The 20007-nt window shown below is 62.7% G+C and carries 16 protein-coding genes; 9 read left to right on the top strand and 7 right to left on the bottom strand.

Annotation, left to right across the window (positions count from 1 at the left end; genetic code table 11):
• Positions 1-138: 138 nt before the first annotated feature.
• Positions 139-996 (top strand): SIS domain-containing protein, encoded by an 858-nt coding sequence (locus tag GGR30_RS08105; RefSeq protein WP_183484576.1) that lies wholly within the window; start codon positions 139-141, stop codon positions 994-996.
• A gap of 18 nt (positions 997-1014) precedes the next feature.
• On the opposite strand, the gene GGR30_RS08100 is transcribed toward GGR30_RS08105, so the two are convergent.
• Positions 1015-1869 (bottom strand): AraC family transcriptional regulator, encoded by an 855-nt coding sequence (locus GGR30_RS08100; protein ID WP_183484574.1) that lies wholly within the window; start codon positions 1867-1869, stop codon positions 1015-1017.
• A 166-nt stretch (positions 1870-2035) separates the two neighbouring features.
• Between GGR30_RS08100 and GGR30_RS08095 the strand changes: the two genes are divergently transcribed.
• The 3 genes from GGR30_RS08095 to alaS all read left to right on the top strand — a co-directional run bounded on the left by GGR30_RS08095 (position 2036) and on the right by alaS (position 7753).
• Positions 2036-3691, top strand: coding sequence for a SulP family inorganic anion transporter (locus GGR30_RS08095; protein WP_183484572.1), 1656 nt, complete (start codon positions 2036-2038; stop codon positions 3689-3691).
• 158 nt (positions 3692-3849) lie between these two features.
• On the top strand, positions 3850-4932 hold the full coding sequence (gene recA, locus GGR30_RS08090) for a recombinase RecA (RefSeq protein ID WP_183484570.1): 1083 nt from the start codon (positions 3850-3852) through the stop codon (positions 4930-4932).
• A gap of 166 nt (positions 4933-5098) precedes the next feature.
• A complete protein-coding gene (gene alaS, locus GGR30_RS08085; protein ID WP_183484568.1) occupies positions 5099-7753 on the top strand; it encodes an alanine--tRNA ligase in 2655 nt (884 codons plus the stop codon).
• 30 nt (positions 7754-7783) lie between these two features.
• Here the strand turns inward: alaS and dusA are convergent, their stop codons facing one another.
• A complete protein-coding gene (gene dusA / locus GGR30_RS08080) occupies positions 7784-8764 on the bottom strand; it encodes a tRNA dihydrouridine(20/20a) synthase DusA (RefSeq protein ID WP_183485045.1) in 981 nt (326 codons plus the stop codon).
• Between the two features lie 647 nt (positions 8765-9411).
• On the opposite strand from dusA, the gene ampH reads away from it, so the two are divergent.
• Both ampH and GGR30_RS08070 read left to right on the top strand, forming a co-directional pair.
• Entirely contained in the window at positions 9412-10515 is a 1104-nt protein-coding gene (gene ampH, locus GGR30_RS08075; protein ID WP_183484566.1) for a D-alanyl-D-alanine-carboxypeptidase/endopeptidase AmpH, read from the top strand.
• Between the two features lie 429 nt (positions 10516-10944).
• Positions 10945-11196, top strand: coding sequence for a DUF4031 domain-containing protein (locus GGR30_RS08070; RefSeq protein ID WP_183484564.1), 252 nt, complete (start codon positions 10945-10947; stop codon positions 11194-11196).
• A gap of 2 nt (positions 11197-11198) precedes the next feature.
• Here the strand turns inward: GGR30_RS08070 and recJ are convergent, their stop codons facing one another.
• The 5 genes from recJ to GGR30_RS08045 all read right to left on the bottom strand — a co-directional run bounded on the left by recJ (position 11199) and on the right by GGR30_RS08045 (position 17241).
• Entirely contained in the window at positions 11199-13013 is a 1815-nt protein-coding gene (recJ, locus tag GGR30_RS08065; protein WP_183484561.1) for a single-stranded-DNA-specific exonuclease RecJ, read from the bottom strand.
• A gap of 558 nt (positions 13014-13571) precedes the next feature.
• Entirely contained in the window at positions 13572-14885 is a 1314-nt protein-coding gene (locus GGR30_RS08060) for a homoserine dehydrogenase (RefSeq protein WP_183484558.1), read from the bottom strand.
• Between the two features lie 151 nt (positions 14886-15036).
• Entirely contained in the window at positions 15037-16254 is a 1218-nt protein-coding gene (locus GGR30_RS08055; RefSeq protein WP_183484555.1) for an LL-diaminopimelate aminotransferase, read from the bottom strand.
• A gap of 182 nt (positions 16255-16436) precedes the next feature.
• Positions 16437-16802 (bottom strand): hypothetical protein, encoded by a 366-nt coding sequence (locus GGR30_RS08050; RefSeq protein ID WP_183484551.1) that lies wholly within the window; start codon positions 16800-16802, stop codon positions 16437-16439.
• Entirely contained in the window at positions 16750-17241 is a 492-nt protein-coding gene (locus tag GGR30_RS08045; protein WP_246413664.1) for a ferritin-like domain-containing protein, read from the bottom strand. Before GGR30_RS08045 ends, GGR30_RS08050 begins: the two co-directional genes overlap by 53 nt.
• Positions 17242-17417: 176 nt before the next feature.
• On the opposite strand from GGR30_RS08045, the gene sfsA reads away from it, so the two are divergent.
• The 3 genes from sfsA to radC are packed head-to-tail and all read left to right on the top strand — an operon-like array spanning position 17418 to position 19829.
• Positions 17418-18122: a DNA/RNA nuclease SfsA gene (sfsA, locus tag GGR30_RS08040; RefSeq protein ID WP_183484548.1), complete on the top strand. Its 705-nt coding sequence runs from the start codon at positions 17418-17420 to the stop codon at positions 18120-18122.
• Between the two features lie 38 nt (positions 18123-18160).
• The gene (map, locus tag GGR30_RS08035) at positions 18161-18997 is read left to right on the top strand and encodes a type I methionyl aminopeptidase (RefSeq protein ID WP_183484544.1); all 837 of its coding nucleotides are present in this window, start codon (positions 18161-18163) and stop codon (positions 18995-18997) included.
• Between the two features lie 10 nt (positions 18998-19007).
• Positions 19008-19829, top strand: a complete 822-nt coding sequence (gene radC / locus GGR30_RS08030; protein ID WP_183484541.1) for a RadC family protein — start codon at positions 19008-19010, stop codon at positions 19827-19829.
• Positions 19830-20007 lie beyond the last annotated feature (178 nt).

The following is a 20007-nucleotide window of genomic DNA, read 5'->3' as shown; positions in this document are numbered from 1 at the left end:
GTTTCTCCCGACATCGGCGACGGCCCCTCCCCTTGAACTGGCCAAGAACCGTTACGCTTTCGCAATCAATTCATTGTATTCCGCATCGAGGAATTTATTATTCCAAACCGAGCATTCCGGCTGAACGAGAGGAAAACCGTGTCCGTTCTCAATGTGATAGAAGCGCAGCTCGGCAGCTTGGCGCCAGCCGACCGCCAGATCGGCCGGTTCATTCTGGACAACCCCGAACGGGTGCTCCGCCTCTCCTCCGCGCGCCTCGCCGAGGAGACCGGCCGCAGTCAGTCGAGTGTGGTGAAATTCGCCCAGAAGTTCGGCTTTACCGGCTATCAGGATCTGAAACTCGCCGTCAGCAAGGCGCAGGCGCGCGAATGGCGCGCGCCTGGCGCGCTGCACAGTACGATCGAGCTTGGCGACAGCCCGGCGACGGTGGCACAGAAGATGCTATCGAGCAAGATGCACGCCATGCAGCAGACCATTGCCGCCAATGACGAGCGCGAGATCGCCCGCGTTCTGGAACTGATCGACACGCCAGGGCGCGTGCATGTGGCCGGCGTCGGGGCCTCTTCGCTGGTCGCACGTGATCTTTGCCTCAAACTGCAGAAGCTCGGCCGCTATGCCATGCACGATGCGGACAGCCATGTGCAGATGGCGAGCGTCTCCGCCTCAAGGAAAGGCGACGTGCTGGTGGCGTTGTCCCATTCCGGCACCAGTATCGAGACGGTGCGGATCGCCGAACTAGCCCGCAGGCGCGGCTCCGCCGTCGTCTCGATCACCGGACCGCAGCAGAACCCGATCGCACGCGGCGCCGACATTGCGCTTTACACGATTGCCGATGAGGAACGGGTGCGTTCCTCGGCCATCACGGCCCGCGATGCGCAGCTCATGCTGACGGATTTCCTGTTCATCCTCCTGCTGCAACGCCAAAAGGACGCGACGGACTACATCGACAACAGCGGTGACGCCGTCTCGGCACTGAAGCTCGGGACAGATAAATAGGCGCGACCACGGATACACTCAGCCCTTCAGGGGCACGCAGATCTCCGTGATCAATTCGGCGGGCGGCGTGTCGCGCGGATCATTGCGATAGATTTCGCAGGGCGGACCGTCAGCGGGTTCGTGACCGGCTGCCGGCAGCCAGCTTCCGTAGAACCAGTTATAGGCCTTGTGCAGCTCGGCATAAGGGCCCTTGTGAGTGAGGACAGCATAGCGACCGCCGACAAGCGTGCGCGTTTCAAGCGCCTCGGGCGTCGCGGCGTCCGCCGCAATGGAAAACCCGGCAAAGGAATTGAGCTCCTTTTCGTCGGTAAGGCCGGGATCGTCATAATAGACGCCGACCATCTCAGTTTCAGGTCCGAAGGCCCCTGCAGCGGCCATCAGCCCCGCTGCGGAGCCGAAGGCCTTGTCGATTGCCATATAGGACCCGCGATGCGGCAAGCCCGCAAGCCTGCGCTCGTTCATGTCCCGCAGTTTGACGTCATACATGGCACTTTCCTCCTGCCTGACCGGTTGATCGAACATCTTGTGGCGGCCATTCTTTCGGTAGCTGGCCGGGGTGATACCGTAAGTAGTCTTGAAAAGACGCGTGAAGGCCGGAACGCCGGATGATCCGGCCCGTCTCGCGATCGCCTCCACCGGCGCATCCGAATTGACCAGCTCGCCCGCCGCCCGATGCAGCCGCAGCCGCCTGACGGTCGCGGCGATCGTCTCGCCATGGACGCCGCGATAGATGCGGTGCCAGTGCCAGGGCGACAGGCAGGCGATCTCGGCAAGCGTCGCGAAATCGAGCTCCTCGTCCAGATGATCATGGATATAGGCGCTGACCCGCATCAGGCGTTGCTGGTAGGTCTGAAAATCCGGTTCGTTGGTCATCTCTTCTTTCCGTTTCCACTTGGCGTTATGGTTGAAGCACGGACCTGTTTGACAAATCTTGCGGAATTGCCCAGCGTACCGGAAATCGTTACGCTGACCTTGTCAGCGACAACAGGTTTGATAGACATCATCTGATTATCCCCTCCCCGCGCAAGGTCGCCAAGCCATGCCCACACGTCTCGTTCCCAAAACCGTCAGCGTTCTGAAAGAAGGCTATGATCTTTCAAGGCTGAAAGCCGACACCATTTCCGGTCTTACGGTCGCCATCGTCGCCTTGCCGCTTTCCATGGCGATTGCGATCGCATCCGGCGTTTCGCCCGATCGCGGGCTCTATGCCGCAATCATCGGCGGCTTCTTCGTCTCGCTCTTCGGCGGCAGCCGGCACCAGATCGGCGGACCGGCCGGCGCCTTCATCGTGCTGGTGGCGGCCTCGGTGGAACGCCACGGCGTTGACGGGTTGATGCTGGCGGTCATCATTTCCGGCCTGATCATGATCGCCGCCGGCTATCTGCGGCTCGGCGCCTATATCCGCTTCATCCCCTATCCGGTAACCGTCGGCTTTACCGCGGGCATCGCCATCATCATTTTCGCCAGCCAGCTTTCCGCCATCTTCGGACTTGACCTTCCGGACAAGGAACCGGGACCTTTCGCAGAAAAGGTGGCCTATCTGGCGCAGTTTGCCGGCACCACGAATTTGGCCGCACTCGCGATCGCCATCGGCACCATCGCTCTCATTGTCGCGCTCAGGAAAGCAAAGCCCGGATGGCCCGGCATGCTGATTGCCGTCGCGGTCGCTACCCTTGCGGCGACCTTGCTGAACCTTCCGGTCGAGACGATCGGCAGCCAGTTCGGCGGGCTGCCGCGCGGCCTGCAGACGCCGGCTGTTCCGACGCTCTCGCTTGAAAAGGTGTTTTCCGTTCTGCCGGACGCCTTCGCCTTCGCGCTGCTGGGTTCGATCGAATCGCTGCTGTCGGCCGTCGTCGCCGATGGCATGACCGGCCGCCGTCACCGCTCCAACATGGAACTGATCGGCCAGGGCGTCGCCAATATCGCCTCCGGTTTTTTCGGCGGCATCTGCGTCACCGGCACCATCGCCCGCACGGCCACAAACGTGCGCGCCGGCGCCACCAGCCCGTTTTCCGGCATGCTGCATTCCGCCTTCCTCCTGATCTTCATGCTGGTTGCTGCGCCCCTTGCCCGGTTCATTCCGCTCGCCGCCCTCGCCGGCGTTCTGGCCGTCGTCGCCTGGAGCATGGTCGAGAAACCGGCGATCCGCGCGCTGTTCAGAAGCTCGCGCGGCGATGCCGTGATCCTCACCGTCACGCTGCTGCTCGTCGTCTTCCGCGACCTGACCGAGGGCATTGTCGCCGGTTTTGCGCTGGGCGCCGTCCTCTTTATCGACCGCATGGGCCGCAATGTCGCCGTCAGCCCCTATGACGACTACAATGCCAAGCGCGAGCACCCGATCGTCAACACCGATCCCGACACGATCGTCTACCGTATCTCCGGCGCGTTTTTCTTCGGCGCGGCCTCCACGGTCGGCTCGGTTCTGGACCGGATTGCCGACCGGGCGAAGAACTTCGTGCTCGACCTGTCGGACGTCTCCTATATCGATTCTTCCGCCGCCAACGTGCTCGAAAGCACGGTCAGGCGTGCGCGGGCGCGGCACGTCCGCGTCATCCTCACGGGCGTTGCGCCGCCGGTAAAGGCAATCCTCACCGCCCACCACATCGACGAATCTCGCGTTACCTACAGCGCCGATCTCGATGCCGCCGAAGCACTGATCGCGGCCGACGCGGACAAACCGGGCGAAAACCATTGATCCACATCTCTCTTGCGCCCGAAACATAAAAAGAACACGAAACAAAAAACCATTATATTTCAATGGAAAGAGGGGGATTGAAAATTGAGAACAAATGGAGTACGAATAGGTAAATCAGGGCCTCACCTAGGCGGCGGGCGCAACAAGGGATAAAGTCGATGGCACAGAATTCACTCAAACTCGTTGAGGAAAAATCCGTGAACAAGAGCAAAGCGCTGGAAGCAGCACTTTCCCAGATCGAACGCTCGTTCGGCAAGGGCTCGATCATGAAGCTCGGCGCCCAGGACAGCGTCGTCGAGATCGAGACCGTTTCGACCGGCTCGCTGGGCCTCGACATCGCGCTTGGCATCGGCGGCCTGCCGCGCGGCCGCATCATCGAAATCTACGGCCCGGAAAGCTCCGGCAAGACCACGCTGGCGCTGCAGACCATTGCCGAGGCACAGAAGGGCGGCGGCACCTGCGGCTTCATCGACGCCGAGCACGCGCTCGACCCGATCTATGCCCGCAAGCTTGGCGTCGACCTGCACGACCTCCTGATCTCCCAGCCCGACACCGGCGAGCAGGCGCTTGAGATTGCCGACACGCTGGTGCGCTCCGGCGCGCTGGACGTGATCGTCATCGACTCGGTCGCCGCCCTGACGCCGCGCGCGGAAATCGAGGGCGAGATGGGCGACAGCCTGCCCGGCTCCCAGGCACGACTGATGAGCCAGGCGTTGCGCAAGCTGACGGCGTCGATCTCGCGCTCCAATTGCATGGTCATCTTCATCAACCAGATCCGCATGAAGATCGGCGTCATGTTCGGATCGCCGGAAACGACGACCGGCGGCAACGCGCTGAAATTCTATGCATCCGTCCGCCTCGACATCCGCCGCATCGGCTCGGTCAAGGATCGCGACGAGGTGGTCGGCAACCAGACCCGCGTCAAGGTCGTGAAGAACAAGATGGCCCCGCCCTTCAAGCAGGTCGAATTCGACATCATGTATGGCGAAGGCGTTTCCAAGATGGGCGAGTTGATCGATCTCGGCGTGAAGGCCGGCATCGTTGAGAAATCCGGCTCGTGGTTCTCCTATAACAGCCAGCGTCTTGGCCAGGGCCGCGAGAACGCCAAGACCTTCCTGCGGGAGAACGGGGCGATCGCCGAGGAGATCGAACTGGCGCTCAGGCAGAATGCCGGGCTCCTGTCCGAGGGGCTCCTGGATACCGACGAGGAAAACCAGGCGACCGGAACGGACGACGATTGATCGGCCGGCCCTGCCGCTCTGCGGCCGGGGATTCCCGTCAGAACTGATCCGGCAGCGGCTTTACGAAGCCGCTGCCTTTGTCTTGTCTGGACACTGGCGACGCCTGTCGCTAAAAGCCCAGAAAGTCTCGGCAGACAACACCGACATATGAAGGGGCGTGGCATTTATGAGTGGCGTGAATGAAATCCGGTCGACATTTCTCGACTTCTTCAAGCGGAACGGTCACGAGGTCGTCGCCTCCAGCCCGCTTGTGCCGCATAACGACCCGACCCTGATGTTCACCAATGCGGGCATGGTGCCGTTCAAGAACGTCTTCACCGGGCTTGAGAACCGTCCCTATTCGACCGCGACGACGGCGCAGAAATGCGTGCGCGCCGGCGGCAAGCACAACGACCTCGACAATGTCGGCTATACCGCGCGCCATCACACCTTCTTCGAGATGATGGGCAACTTCTCCTTTGGCGACTACTTCAAGGAACAGGCGATTTCGCTTGCCTGGGAATTGATCACGAAGGAGTTCGGCCTGCCGAAGGACAAGCTGCTGGCGACCGTCTACCACGAGGATGACGAAGCGTTCGAGCTCTGGCGCAAGATTGCCGGCCTTCCCGAGGACCGGATCATACGCATTCCGACCTCCGACAATTTCTGGTCGATGGGCGATACCGGCCCCTGCGGCCCCTGCTCGGAAATCTTCTACGACCACGGCGAGCATATCTGGGGCGGCCCGCCCGGGTCGCCGGAAGAGGACGGCGACCGCTTCATCGAGATCTGGAACCTCGTCTTCATGCAGTACGAGCAGATCACCCCGGAACGCCGCGAAGACCTGCCGCGCCCCTCGATTGATACCGGCATGGGCCTCGAGCGCGTCGCCGCCGTTCTGCAGGGCAAGCACGACAATTACGATATCGACCTGTTCCAGAGGCTGATCGGGGCGTCGGTGGAGCTGACCGGCGTAAAAGCGGAAGGCGAGCGACGAGCAAGCCACCGCGTTATTGCCGACCATCTGCGCGCTTCCGCCTTCCTGATCGCCGACGGCGTTCTGCCCTCGAATGAGGGCCGCGGCTACGTTCTGCGCCGCATCATGCGCCGGGCCATGCGTCACGCCGAACTGCTCGGCGCCAAGGAACCGATCATCTATCGCCTTCTGCCGACGCTGGTCGGCGAGATGGGACGCGCCTATCCGGAACTGCCGCGCGCCGAGTCACTGATCTCCGAAACGCTGAAGCTCGAGGAAACCCGCTTCCGCAAGACGCTCGACCGCGGCCTGACGCTTCTGGAAGAGGCAACCCGCGACCTGTCCAAGGGCGACAGCCTCGACGGCGAGACCGCTTTCAAGCTCTACGACACCTACGGCTTCCCGCTTGATCTGACCCAGGATGCGCTGCGCGCGCGCGATATTCATGTCGACCTGACCGGTTTCCAGGACGCCATGCACCGCCAGCGCGCCGAGGCCCGCGCCCATTGGGCAGGCTCAGGCGATACAGCAACCGAGACCATCTGGTTCGAGCTCGGCGAAAAACACGAGGCGACCGAATTTCTCGGATACGAGACCGAGAAGGCCGAGGGTGTGGTGCTGGCGCTGGTCAAGGATGGCGCCACGGTCGAGAAGGCCGAGGCGGGGGACACCGTTGCCGTCGTCGTCAACCAGACGCCGTTTTACGGCGAATCGGGCGGCCAGATGGGTGATACGGGCACGATTTCCACCGATGAGGCGATGCTCCGGGTGATCGATACCCAGAAGAAGGGCAACGGCCTTTTCATTCACCATTGCGAAGTCGAGAAAGGCGAGGTCGCGCTTGACGAGCCGGTCAGTCTCGAGGTTGATCACCAGCGTCGCTCGCGCCTGCGCGCCAACCACTCCGCCACCCATCTGATCCATGAGGCGCTCCGCCAGAAGCTCGGGCCTCACGTGGCGCAGAAGGGCTCGCTTGTCGCGCCCGAACGGCTGCGCTTCGATATTTCGCACCCCAAGCCGATGACGGGCGAGGAACTGGCCGAGGTCGAGGACATGGCCAATGAGATCGTGCTGCAGAACGCGCCGGTCTCCACCCGCCTGATGGGCGTGGACGACGCCATCGCCGAGGGCGCGATGGCGCTGTTCGGCGAAAAATACGGCGATGAGGTGCGCGTCGTGTCCATGGGCAAGGCGGTTTCCGGTGAAAAGGCCGGCAAGACCTATTCGCTGGAGCTTTGCGGCGGCACCCATGTGCGCGCCACCGGCGAGATCGGCCTGATCCGCATCGTCGGCGAGAGCGCGGTCGGCGCGGGCGTGCGTCGCATCGAGGCGCTGACGGGCATCGCAGCGCGGCGTTACCTCACCCAGCAGGACGACAAGGTGAAGGCGCTGGCCGCCTCGCTCAAGGTCCAGCCGGACGAGGTGGCAAACCGGGTGACTGCCCTTGCAGAGGAACGACGTCGTCTGGAGCGTGAACTTGCCGAAGCGCGCAAGCAGATCGCGCTTGGCGGCTCCAGATCTTCCGACGAGACGGAGAAGATCGGCGACATCGCCCTTTCGGCAAAGGTTCTTGCCGGCGTGGCCGCCAAGGAGCTCAAGGGTCTTGCCGACAGCGCCAAGAAGGACAGGGACAGCACCGTCGTGGTGTTCATCAGCGTTGCCGAAGACAAAAAGGCCAGCGTGGTCGTGTCGGTCACGCCCGATCTGACGGATACGGTTTCGGCGGTCGACCTCGTACGCGAGGCCTCGGCCGCGCTGGGCGGCAAGGGCGGCGGCGGCAGGCCGGACATGGCCCAGGCCGGCGGCCCCGACGGCGACAAGGCCGAGGCCGCGATTGCCGCGATCCGCGAGGCCCTCAGGGGCTGACGGCGTCTTCAGCAAGAGGATGCCGGGGCGTCACGCCGTTTCGGCATCCATATCCACCGCCGCAAAAGCCTCTGCGATGACCTCAGGGCTTGCGCCGGGTTTCACAGCCTCGGCGGAAAGGATCTGGCGGTAACGCCTTGCGCCTGGATAACCGCTGAAGAGGCCGATCATGTGACGCGTGATCTGCGACAGGCGAACACCGTCCTCCATCTGCCTTGCAGCATAGTCCATCATCGTCCTGCACAGCCTTTGCGGATCGAAGGGCTTTGCCGGCCTGGCGAACAGGCGATGGTCGACATCGGCCAGGAGGCGCGGTGTCTGGTAGGCGGCGCGGCCAAGCATCACGCCATCGACATGCGCCAAATGCGCTTCCGCTTCCTCGAGCGTGGCGAGCCCGCCGTTGATTCCAATAAAGAAATCGGGAAACGCGGTCTTCATGCGATGCACAAGCGGATAATCGAGCGGCGGAACCGTCCGGTTCTCCTTGGGGCTGAGCCCCTTGAGCCACGCCTTGCGGGCGTGGATCCACAGTGCGTCCGCGCCGGCACCTTGCATGCGCGCAACGAAATCCGGCAGGACAGTCTCCGGATCCTGATCATCGACGCCGATCCGGCATTTGACCGAGATCGGCACGTCGACCGCCGCCTTCATCGCCGAGACCGCCTTCTCGACGATCTCCGGCGTCTGCATCAGGCAGGCGCCAAACGTGCCGGACTGAACGCGATCGGAAGGGCATCCGACATTCAGCCCGATCTCGTCATAGCCGAAATCCGCGCCGACCCTCGCCGCCTCCGCGAGCTTCTGCGGATCGGACCCGCCAAGCTGCAGCACCACCGGATGCTCGACGGCATCAAACCCCAGAAGCCGCTCCCGGTCGCCGCGCAGGATCGCATCGGCAACAATCATCTCGCTATAGACCTGCCCCTCGGCCATCAGCTGCCGATGGAAAAACCGGCAATGCCGATCCGTCCAATCGATCATCGGTGCAATAGCGAAGCGCTTGTCACACAGGTCTCTATGCTGAAACACTCTATCCACAGATCCGCTCATCAGACATAGGATTGACGTCCTATCCTTCTTGACTTCCTGGTTTCCCGTCCTGGCGCTGCAGCCGGATTTCGGCACGCGGGAAAACCTTTGGCGATCACGCAAACCACGACCGGCCGACACAAAGCACAAACGGCGCCGCAGGCTGGACGGCTCCGGTCCGCATAAAACGAAACGGCGAGACAGTCCACAGCAAGCGCCAGGTCTTTTGATCGCGAGAACATAAGGAGCGCGAAGACGAGCTTAACCGCTCGGTCTCTTTTGCGCAAAAACGGAAACATGCTGCCTGCCGATATGACTGACCGGGACATTCTCCCCTTCGCCTCGCAATGCCCAGACGCCTTGTCTCGCCGCGCCGTGCCCGACGCAGGCAGAAGTGGCTGCCAACGTCTGCGGGATTGCCGGTCGCGGAAGCGCAGCGCTGATGACGAATACGTTTCCCGCACGCCGGCGGGGCGAAGGTGTATGCCGCCCGACATGCTCGTTTCCCGATCTATTTCTTTGCCGAAACTGATCGTCTACAATTTATGGCAGGAGACAGGGGAGCTGGAGGAGAGCGTTCAACGGCGGCCCGAAATTCAAAGACTTCCGAACAGAAGATTGGAGCTTCGATGAGATACGCCCTTGCAGCACTCGCCATTTTCACCGCAACCTCAGCCTCTGCCAACGACCCGCTTCTTGATGATGCGGTCGAGTTCACAGGCCAGATATTTCACCTCGACACCGGCGTCCCTGGTCTCGTGATCGCGGCTGTCCGCGGTGACGAAAGCGCAGTCTTCGGCTTTGGGGAAGTCGCCAAGGGCAGCGGGCGAGAGCCGGATGCCGACACGGTGATCGGGGTCGGGTCCGTTACGAAGACCTTCACGGGCCTTTCCCTTGCGTCTCTTGCCGCGAACGGGACCGTCTCGCTGACAGATTCCGCCGGCCCTCATGCCGGCGTCGTCGATGCCCTGCCCGAAAAGGACGGCCGCGCAATTCGGCTCATCGACCTTGCCACCCATTCAAGCGGCCTGCCGCGCGAACTCGCGCCCGTTGACGGCGCCGAGAAATACAGCGATGCCTCCTTTGCAGCCAACCTTTCCGATGATCCGCTGCTCTTTGCGCCCGGAACCGGCATTCTCTATTCAAATGTCGGTTTCGATGTCCTCGCGATGTCGCTCTCGGATATGGCTGGAGCGCCCTACGCCGACCTGCTGAAATCCGAAGTTCTCGACCCTATCGGCCTGACCTCGACCGGTTACGCGCGCCCCCAGGGCGAAAACGCCATGGTCGGCTATGACTGGAACGGCAATGAAATGGATCCGGGTGATCCGATCGCGAACCGTCAGGGCGCGTCGGGTCTCTACACGACGGCAAATGACATGCTGCAGTATCTGCGGTGGAACCTCGACCGCTTCGGTGAGAACGATGCGGAGGCCCGCGCGCTCAGCCACGCAGCCTGGTTGATCCGCGACGGTCTCGATCCGGTTTACGGAATGGATGAATCGGGCCACATGAACGCGATGGGGCTTGGATGGGTCATCATGATGCCCGAAAACGACAGGCCGCTTATCATTCAGAAGGCCGGCGGAACGAACGGCGTTTTCAGCTATCTGGCCTTCGCGCCGACGCGCGGCGTCGGCGTATTCATCTCCATCAACCAGTTCAACTTTTCCGCCAGCATGGAAATGGCCCAGGTCGTCAACGAACTGATCGCAACGCTCGCGCCGCGCTGACCGGAGCAGACATGGGCTCTCCCTTCCGCCGGTTCCGGGACAGATGCGAGCGATGCGTTGACAAGCGGGACGGCGGCCCGCCCCTGCCGCCGGAAGCTCTGCCGCCCTCAGCATTCATCGACGAGGATTTCAGCAAAGCAATGGAGAGCCGAACCGGAGGCTTGCTGCATTGCGCCCTACCTGCTCGAATACCCGCAACGAATTGTCGGCCCCCGCATTGCCAAAGGCCTCCGGCCGGCAGCCTGATGAAAGCGTTTGACATGCCCTCTCGACGCGGCGACGTCAGGCGGGCATTCTTGCGCATGTTCATTCGGAACCCTAGATGGTGCTGACGCGCGGCAACGCCAGGCTCCTCGGTCGGCGTCCGCATGGAACATCTGTCGGAGGCTCGAACGCAGTGCGGATCAGGGCAAACTCAGTTGCGAGATCATGGCCGTCTATGTCGATGATATGAAATGGCCCTTCAGGGGCATGATGATGTGCCACATGCTGGCCGACACCAGCGAGGAACTGCATGCCATGGCGGAAGTCATCGGCATGGAGCGCCAATGGGTTCAGTATCCCGGCACCGCGAAGGAACATTACGACGTCCCGATGGCCCGCCGCGTGATCGCGGTCGAAGCCGGCGCGGTCGAGGTTAGCTGGCGGTTCATGGTCAGCCTGATCCGCAGCCGCCGGTAACCTCACGCAGGAAGCGAGGCGTCGATGATCCTGATCTGCACCCGCCGACGTCCCTGGAAGTAGTCGCCGGAGAGCGCCCCGGCGATGCTCAGCCTGCGCCCGCGGGCAGCAAGCAGCGCCTCGCCCAGGGGCTTGTCGGCGGCGCGAAACGCAATTCCGTCCAGATGCGCGCCTTCAGCGCTTTCAAGCGTCACCTTCACATGCCCGCCAACGCCGATCACGCGGGCGTCGCGCAGCTTATGGTCGGGTACGGCGAAAATCGGCTGGGGATGGCCGGAGCCGTAAGGGCCTGCAGCCTCCAGGCGGTCGATCAGTTCCAGCGTGGCGCCGGAGGCGTTGAGCGCCCCGTCGATCTTGAGCTCCGCATCGGCGGCAAGCGCTTCGACGGCATCGCGCGCGCGCTCCTCGAAAAAGGCCCTGAGCGCCGAGAGCCGTTCGCGGCGCACCGTCAGGCCAGCGGCCATGGCATGCCCCCCGCCCTTGACCAGAAGCCCCTCCTCCACCGCAGCGCGCACCATGCGACCCAGATCGAAACCCGCAATCGAGCGCCCGGAGCCCGTGCCCTTGCCATTGGCATCGAAGGCGATGGCAAAGGCTGGCCGCGCGAACCGGTCCTTCAGCCGTGAGGCGAGAAGCCCGACAATGCCCGGATGCCAGCCCTCGCGCGCCGTCATGATCACGCCAACGCCCGCGCCTGTTCCGAATTCGGCGATCGCGTCGGCCTCGGCCTCCTCCAGCATCGCCGCCTCGATCGCCTGGCGCTCACGGTTGAGCTGGTCCAGCCTTTCGGCGATCGCGTCGGCCTCTTCGGGCTCGTCCACGGTCAAGAGCCGGCTGCCGAGCGCGGCATCGCCGATGCGCCCGCCGGCATTGATCCTCGGCCCGATCAGGAAGCCGAAATGATAGGGCGTCACCGGTCCGGCAAGGCCTGCACGTTTGAAAAGGGCCGCAAGTCCCGGATTGGAAAGCGCGCGCGCCACGACCAGGCCCTTGACGACATAGGCCCGATTAAGCCCTTTGAGCGGCACTACATCGCACACGGTCGCAAGCGCGACGATATCGAGCCAGGACAGAAGATCGACGCGGCCCGCGCGCATGTCCCCCGCCTGCCGCAGCGCCCGCAATGTCGCAACCAGCACCAGGAACACGACGCCGGCGGCGCACAGATGCCCTTGGCCCGAAAGGTCGTCCTCGCGGTTCGGATTGACCAGCGCCGCGCATTCGGGAAGATCGACGCCGATCTGGTGATGGTCTATGACGACCACATCGATGCCGCGCGTACGGGCAACGGCAAGCGACTCGTGACTGGTCGAGCCGCAATCCACGGTGACGATGAGCCCTGCCCCGCCATCGATCAACGCGCCGATGGCCTGCGGATTGGGTCCATAGCCCTCAAAAATGCGGTCGGGAATATAGATTTCGGCGTCGATGCCGAAGGCGCCGAGAAAGCGGTAGAGCAGCGCCGAGGAACAGGCGCCGTCGACATCGTAATCGCCGAAGATCGCTATTTTCTCGCCCGCCTGGATCGCCTTGACCAGCCGCGCCGCGGCAGCCTCGCAATCCGTCAGCGTGAAGGGATCTGGCATCAATTGCCTAAGCGTCGGATCAAGGAACTCGGCCGCTTCCGCAACGGGCACGTCGCGGCCCGCCAGCACCCGCGCAACCAGTTCCGACATGCCATGGCTCTGCGCCATGGCAAGCGCCCGGTTTTCACCGGCAGCCCCCAGGCGCGGCACCCAGCGCAAATCGCGCGCGGAACGCTCGACGCCGAGAAAGGCGCGCTGTCTTGCTTTCCTGCTGGCGGGATTCTCCGTCATAGGCCTCGCTCTCCAAGGACGTCGTCTCGCCCCTGTTTAGCGTCATTCAGGCCGCAATGTCATGAGTTAACTTCAGATGCGAGCGAAAGCGGAAGCCTCCCGGCGGAAGCCCTCGCAAGCGAGCAGCCGGGCGCCGCTCGCCGGCCTGGTCGCAAACCGCCTCTTGGGCGGGCCGGCTGCCTTCACACCACCCTCAACAGAAGGACAACCAGCCCGCCCCAGAAAACGGCCCCCGCCGTCACGATCATGGCAAGCCCCGGACTGCGCCGCCGTCGGAAACCTGCCCTACGCTTTGGTTTTCTGCCGTCATCACGCCTGCCTGGTTCCCCGTAAGCCCTGATAGCGCTATCAAATCGCAAACTTTCCTCCCTCGGTTGCTCTTTGGTGCCCAAGACTATCTGGGAAACCGTCCTGACGTGTACGGCACACAGCATGAACCCGTCATGAACGGGCTCAAGCGCCGCGCATGATTGCACGTTTCAACCGGAGAGGGAAGAGTGAGAATAAAAATCGGAAAAATTGACGGCGAACGGGGCCCTGCCCGTCCGCCGATACCCGTCAGGGCTTCTCGATGCGGATCACCTGCGGCTTGCCGACGATGTAGCCGTCGCTTTCCATCGCCGAGACGGCGTTGCGCACGGACAGCTCGGTGGTCGCATGGGTGACCATGATGATCGTCTTGGTCGGGGCCTCCCCGCCGCCATTGGCGGAATGCTGGACGATCGATTCGAGCGAGATCTGGTTGTCGGCCATGCGCCGGGCAATGGCGGCGATGACGCCGATGCGGTCGACCACGCGCAGACGGATGAAATAGCCGCCTTCATGGCTGCGCATGCGGGCCTTCTTGTAGGGGGTCAGCGATTTCGCCGGACGACCGAGGGCGGCCACCGTCTGAATGCCAGGACGCGACTTGGCGATATCGGCGACGTCGCCGAGCACGGCGGACGCCGTCGCATCGCCGCCCGCGCCGGGGCCGACCATCAGCAGATCGCCGAGAATGTCGCTTTCGATCGCAACCGCATTGGTCACGCCGTCGACCTGGGCGATTACCGTGTCATGCGGCACCATGGTCGGATGGACCCGCTGCTCGATGCCGCCCTCGGTGCGCTGGGCCACGCCCAGAAGCTTGATCCGGTAGCCGAGCTCGGCGGCGGCACGGATATCCTCCTGGCTGATGTTGGAGATACCCTCCAGATAGATATCGTCGCAGGAAATCTCGCAGCCGAAGGCAAGCGCCGTCATGATGGCGAGCTTGTGGGCCGTGTCGTTGCCCTCGATGTCGAAGGTCGGATCGGCTTCGGCATAGCCGAGGCGCTGCGCCTCCTTCAGGCAATCCTCGAAGGAAAGCCCCTCCTTCTCCATCCGGGTCAGGATGTAGTTGCAGGTGCCGTTCATGATGCCGTAGACGCGCGAGATCGTGTTGCCGGTCAGCGATTCGCGCATCGCCTTGATCACCGGAATGCCACCCGCGACCGCCGCCTCGAAATTGAGCAGCAGTCCCTTCTCCTCGGCCGCGGCGGCCAGCGCCACGCCGCTTTCGGCCAGAAGCGCCTTGTTTGCGGTAACCACATGGACGCCGCGGGCAAGCGCGGCCTCGACCGCCTCGCGCGCCGCGCCGTCCGCCCCGCCGATCAGTTCGACCAGAACCTCGATTTCGCCATTCTTCGCCATGTCGACGGGATCATCGAACCAGGTGACGCCGGAAAGGTCGATGCCGCGATCCTTGTCGCGGTTGCGGGCCGATACGGCTGTGATCTCGATGGCGCGTCCGCAGGAGACGGCGAGGCTTTCCTGCCGTTCGTGGATGATACGCACAAGCGAAGCGCCGACGGTCCCGAGACCGGCGACGCCGATTTTCAAGGCTTCTGCCATGGGGGTATTCCTACTGGCCCGGATTTCAATTTCGGGCGCCATTTCCGGCGCCCGCGCTTCATTTAGATCGTTTCACGGCGAAATGAAACATCGGGCAGCGGAATTTTGGCCATACGGGACAAGACGCGACGGCCCTGCCCAGCAGAAAGACTCAACGATGGGCGTTGAGCGCCACGATATTGTCCGTCGCGACATCGGCGGAAGCGAAGAAGCGCTTCAGGTTGCGCGCGGCCTGGCGGATGCGATGCTCGTTCTCCACCAGCGCGATGCGCACATGCTGGTCGCCATGCTCGCCGAAGCCGATCCCCGGTGCGACGGCGACATCAGCCTTTTCCACCAGCAGCTTGGAAAATTCGAGCGAACCGAGCGCCTGGAAGGGTTCGGGGATCTTCGCCCAGGCAAACATGGTCGCCGCAGGCGGGGTTACGTCCCAGCCGGCCTTGCCGAAGCTTTCCACCATCACGTCACGGCGCTTGTGATAGATCGAACGGACTTCCTCGATATCCTTGCCGTCGCCGTTGAGCGCATGCGTGGCGGCCACCTGGATCGGCGTGAAGGCGCCGTAGTCGAGATAGGACTTCACCCGCGCCAGCGCCGAGATCAGCCGCTCGTTGCCAACGGCAAAGCCCATGCGCCAGCCGGGCATGGAGAAGGTCTTCGACATGGAGGTGAACTCGACGGCGACATCCTTGGCGCCCGGCACCTGCAGCACGGACGGCGGCGGCGCGCCGTCGAAATAGATCTCCGAATAGGCAAGGTCCGACAGCACGATGATCTCGTGCTTGCGGGCAAAGGCGATGACCTCCTTGTAGAAATCAAGCGTTGCCACATGCGCCGTCGGGTTGGACGGATAGTTGATCACCAGCGCCAGCGGCTTCGGGATCGAATGCTTCACCGCGCGTTCCAGCGGCGGAAAGAAACTGTCATCCGGCTCGACCGAAAGCGAGCGGATCACGCCGCCGGCCATCAGGAAGCCGAAGGCATGGATCGGATAGGTCGGGTTTGGGCAGAGGATCACGTCGCCCGGCGCAGTGATCGCCTGGGCCATGTTGGCGAAGCCTTCCTTGGAGCCGAGCGTCGCCACGACCTCGGTCTCGGGGTTGAGCTTGACGCCGAAGCGGCGGGCGTAATAGCCGGCCTGGGCGCGCCGTAGGCCTGGAATGCCCTTGGAGGACGAGTAACGATGGGTGCGCGGGTCGCGCACGACCTCGCACAGTTTATCGACGATGGATTGCGGTGTCGGAAGATCGGGATTGCCCATGCCAAGGTCGATGATATCGGCGCCCGCCGCTCGCGCGCTCGCCTTCAAACGGTTGACCTGTTCGAAAACGTATGGCGGCAGTCGCCTGACCTTGTGGAACTCTTCCATTTTCTTCCTCTTGGAATTGCAAAAGTTATGATCCGCGCTTTTCGCAGGATCATCGAAACGAGAGCAGCATAACGCGCTCCAACGCAAGAATCATCTGCACTTGCGTCAATTTTGGGGCAGAAAAGCTAACACTCTGTTTCATCATTGCCACAGCGGGCAACACCCTCGCTGCCGCGGCGGACTTACTGCCGAGCCGAAACGCCGGCAAGCCCGTCCATCTTCTCGGTCATCGTGGAGATATCCTCGTCGCTCATCTGCTGATAGGCCGGGGCGATCTCGGTGCAGACATCGGGATCGCCGCAGGTCGTGGAGCAGGATGACAGGCCGAGCGATGCGACCACGGACAACACAACGGCAAGAGCAACGCGGTACTTTCTCAAGATCTCAGACCCCCGGTTTCGGTCCGGCGCCGTCATCGTGACGCCGGAACCCTGGATGCGGCCCGAAATCTGCCCGGTTTGACCCGATTGCGCAAGCAGTTTGGCGATCGCGTCCTCAACGGCCTGCGCAACGGGTGAACGCCGGAAGGTGATTGTTCTCGGAGGCATCACGCAGCGCCTCCATGACATTGACGATATCCGGATAGGCGCTGACAGCGGGAATCAGTTGCGCGTCGTAGAGCGTGCGGTTCTCGATCTCAGCCTCGACGCCGACCTGACAGGCCTCGGCCAGGCTGGCGGGCACGGCCGCCGCGATTTCCGACGAGCCGAGCATGGCGTTTTCCGGAACGACAATGCCATAGGCGTCCATCAGGGCCGTCACGGCACCGGCATGCTGCCTTTCAGCGGCCACGATGTTGACGAAGGGGCGGACCGGGCCATAGGCATCGATCACCGCCGCATAGAATGCCTCGGCGTGATACTCGTCCTCCAGCGCGCGCGTCAGCGCCTCCTGGGCGGCTTCGGGCAAAGCCGGCGCGGCCATCGCCGCAGAGCCGATGCCCGCTGCAAGCGCGATGCCTGCCAGCACTGTCGTGGGAATTCCCATGATTTCATCCTCCCGTTTGCTGCTTTTTCCGGCCTGCCGTCGTGGCCCGCCGCTGGTTGTTAATTCTAATATTCGTATTTACGAATACTAGTTAATTGTTGGTAAGGTTCGCCAGCTTTCGCGCGTACCGCAATAAGGCGGTTGCGCAGTCGCTTGGAACGCCTAAAACCGTTGCCATGAAATTTGACCCTCCCCTTCGGCCCGCACGGCTCGTCAGGCGCTACAAGCGCTTCCTGTTCGATGCCATTTTGGAAGACGGGTCCCCCATTACCGGTTCGTGCCCCAACACCGGCTCGATGCGCGGACTGACCACCCCCGGATCGCGCATCTGGCTCTCCCGCAACGATGACGGAAAGCGCAAGTACCCGTACCGTTTCGAGATGATCGAGGCGGAGGCGACGATGGTCGGGATCAATACCGGGCTGCCCAACAGGATCGCGGAGGAGGCAATCCGCGCCGGCATGATCGCCGATTTCGCCGATTACCGGGAGACCCGTCGCGAGCAGAGATACGGGCGGCAGAGCCGTATCGACCTTCTCCTGCGCGATGATGGCCGGCCGGACCTTTATATCGAGGTCAAGAATGTCCATTTCATCCGCCAGCCGGGACTTGCCGAATTTCCCGATTCGGTCACCACCCGCGGAGCACGCCATCTCGCGGAACTGGCCGATATGGTGAAAGCCGGAAGGCGTGCAGCCATGGTCTATGTCATTCAGCGCAATGACTGCGACCGGCTGAGGATAGCGGGCGACCTGGATCCCGCCTATCACAAGGCCTTCAAGGCGGCGCGGGTCGCCGGCGTGGAGGCCTATGCGATAAAATGTGAGGTGGCCTGTGACAGCATCACGCCAGATGCTACAGTGCCGCTTGAGGACAAGTGAGCGCGGCGCGGGGACGACGCGCAGATGGTGAAGAAATCATGGTAACTTATGTTGATGCGGCCAGCGCGCCGCTGAAGAATGACGGATCGATACGCCTTTACGACGCGGAAGCGTTCGAGAAGATGCGCGAGATCTGCCAGATCACGGCGGCCTGTCTGGACGGGCTTGCCGACATCATCAAGCCTGGCGTCACGACCGAGGCGATCGACCGTTACGTCCTGGAATTCGGCCTCGACCATGGCGTCGTGCCGGCAACGCTCAACTATCGCGGCTACAAATATTCAAGCTGCACATCAATCAACCATGTCGTCTGCCATGGGATGCCCAACGCCAAACCGCTCAAGGAAGGCGATATCATCAATGTCGACGTCACCTTTGTGCGCGACGGCTGGCATGGCGATTCGAGCCGCATGTACCCGGTCGGCGAGATCAAGCGCGCGGCCGAAAGGCTCCTGGAAGTCACCTATGAATCGCTGCTTCGCGGCATTGCCGCGGTGAAGCCCGGCGCGCGCACGGGCGCGATCGGCGAGGCGATCCAGACCTATGCGGAAAGCGAGCGCTGCTCGGTGGTGCGCGATTTCTGCGGCCATGGCGTCGGCCAGCTCTTCCACGACACGCCGAACATCCTTCATTACGGCCATGCCAATGAGGGGCCCGTTCTGAAGGAAGGCATGATCTTTACCATCGAACCCATGCTCAACATCGGCAAACCGCATGTGAAGGTGCTGAACGACGGCTGGACGGCTGTCACGCGCGACCGGTCGCTTTCGGCGCAGTACGAGCATTGTGTCGGCGTAACCAAGGATGGCTGCGAGGTCTTCACGCTTTCCCCGGGCGGGCGAGACCGGCCGGGCCTGCCGGAAAACGCCACCTGACGGAACGACCATGACGAAGCCGCCCAGCAAGGACAAGAGCGACGGGCCGAGGAACGCCGGCATGCAGGACAACGAGGCGAACGAACGTTCCTTCTTCGCCGACCAGCCCCCGGAACGGCCATTGCGCGGGAAACGGCAGGACGTTGCCGTCGATAAGGACGCGCGCCAGGTGCACGGACACCGGGATCGCCTGCGCGCCCGGTTCCGCGAGAACGGCGCAAACGCGCTCGCGGACTACGAGATCCTGGAGCTCCTCCTGTTTCGTCTTATTCCGCGCCGCGACACCAAGCCGATCGCCAAGGCGCTGATAGACCGCTTCGGTTCGCTTGGCGGCGTGTTCGGTGCGCCGCCCGAGCTTTTGCAGGAGGTCTCCGGCATCGGCGAAAGCGTCGCATTCGACCTGAAGCTGATCTCGGCGCTCGCCCAGCGCAGTCTCAAGGCCACGCTCAAGGAACGCCCGGTGCTCGGCTCATGGTCATCGGTCATCGACTACTGCAACGCCGCCATGGCGCACGAAACGCGCGAGCAGTTTCGCCTTCTGTTCCTCGACAAGCGCAACAAGCTGATCGCCGACGAGATCCAGGGTATCGGCACGGTCGATCATACGCCGGTTTATCCGCGAGAGGTGGTCAAGCGCGCGCTCGAGCTTTCGGCGACCGCGATCATTCTCGTCCACAACCATCCTTCCGGCGATCCGACTCCGTCACGCGCGGATATCGACATGACCCATATGATCATCTCCAGCGCCAAGCCGCTCGGCATCACCGTGCATGACCACATCATCATCGGCAAGGACGGCTATGTCAGCTTCAAGGGGCTGAAACTCATCTGATACCGGGATGGACATGACGCACAGCTTGTGGCTGTATTCAATAAAACCATCACACAGGGCGTCTAGACAGGAAATGCGCTGCGGCGCGCGCGGGAGCGCCACGGGACATCAAGGGGACTGTTTTCACGCGAACACAAAACCTCTAAGTGTGTCATGATCATCTTGGGACTTTTCACAT

Source organism: Martelella radicis (assembly GCF_014196625.1).
GTDB classification, from domain to species: Bacteria; Pseudomonadota; Alphaproteobacteria; order Rhizobiales; family Rhizobiaceae; genus Martelella; species Martelella radicis.
The sequence above is the reverse complement of the archived record's forward strand: the minus strand, read 5'-3'. Positions and strand labels throughout refer to the sequence as shown.

Bases quoted from the DNA above. Each gene is read 5' to 3' on its own strand.
- ampH (WP_183484566.1), top strand. From the start codon at position 9,412: ATGAGATACGCCCTTGCAGCACTCGCCATTTTCACCGCAACCTCAGCC.
- sfsA (WP_183484548.1), top strand. From the start codon at position 17,418: ATGAAATTTGACCCTCCCCTTCGGCCCGCACGGCTCGTCAGGCGCTAC.
- GGR30_RS08095 (WP_183484572.1), top strand. From the start codon at position 2,036: ATGCCCACACGTCTCGTTCCCAAAACCGTCAGCGTTCTGAAAGAAGGC.
- GGR30_RS08050 (WP_183484551.1), bottom strand. From the start codon at position 16,802: ATGCCTCCGAGAACAATCACCTTCCGGCGTTCACCCGTTGCGCAGGCC.
- recA (WP_183484570.1), top strand. From the start codon at position 3,850: ATGGCACAGAATTCACTCAAACTCGTTGAGGAAAAATCCGTGAACAAG.
- GGR30_RS08060 (WP_183484558.1), bottom strand. From the start codon at position 14,885: ATGGCAGAAGCCTTGAAAATCGGCGTCGCCGGTCTCGGGACCGTCGGC.
- radC (WP_183484541.1), top strand. From the start codon at position 19,008: ATGACGAAGCCGCCCAGCAAGGACAAGAGCGACGGGCCGAGGAACGCC.
- GGR30_RS08055 (WP_183484555.1), bottom strand. From the start codon at position 16,254: ATGGAAGAGTTCCACAAGGTCAGGCGACTGCCGCCATACGTTTTCGAA.
- GGR30_RS08045 (WP_246413664.1), bottom strand. From the start codon at position 17,241: ATGGGAATTCCCACGACAGTGCTGGCAGGCATCGCGCTTGCAGCGGGC.
- GGR30_RS08070 (WP_183484564.1), top strand. From the start codon at position 10,945: ATGGCCGTCTATGTCGATGATATGAAATGGCCCTTCAGGGGCATGATG.
- map (WP_183484544.1), top strand. From the start codon at position 18,161: ATGGTAACTTATGTTGATGCGGCCAGCGCGCCGCTGAAGAATGACGGA.
- GGR30_RS08100 (WP_183484574.1), bottom strand. From the start codon at position 1,869: ATGACCAACGAACCGGATTTTCAGACCTACCAGCAACGCCTGATGCGG.
- alaS (WP_183484568.1), top strand. From the start codon at position 5,099: ATGAGTGGCGTGAATGAAATCCGGTCGACATTTCTCGACTTCTTCAAG.
- recJ (WP_183484561.1), bottom strand. From the start codon at position 13,013: ATGACGGAGAATCCCGCCAGCAGGAAAGCAAGACAGCGCGCCTTTCTC.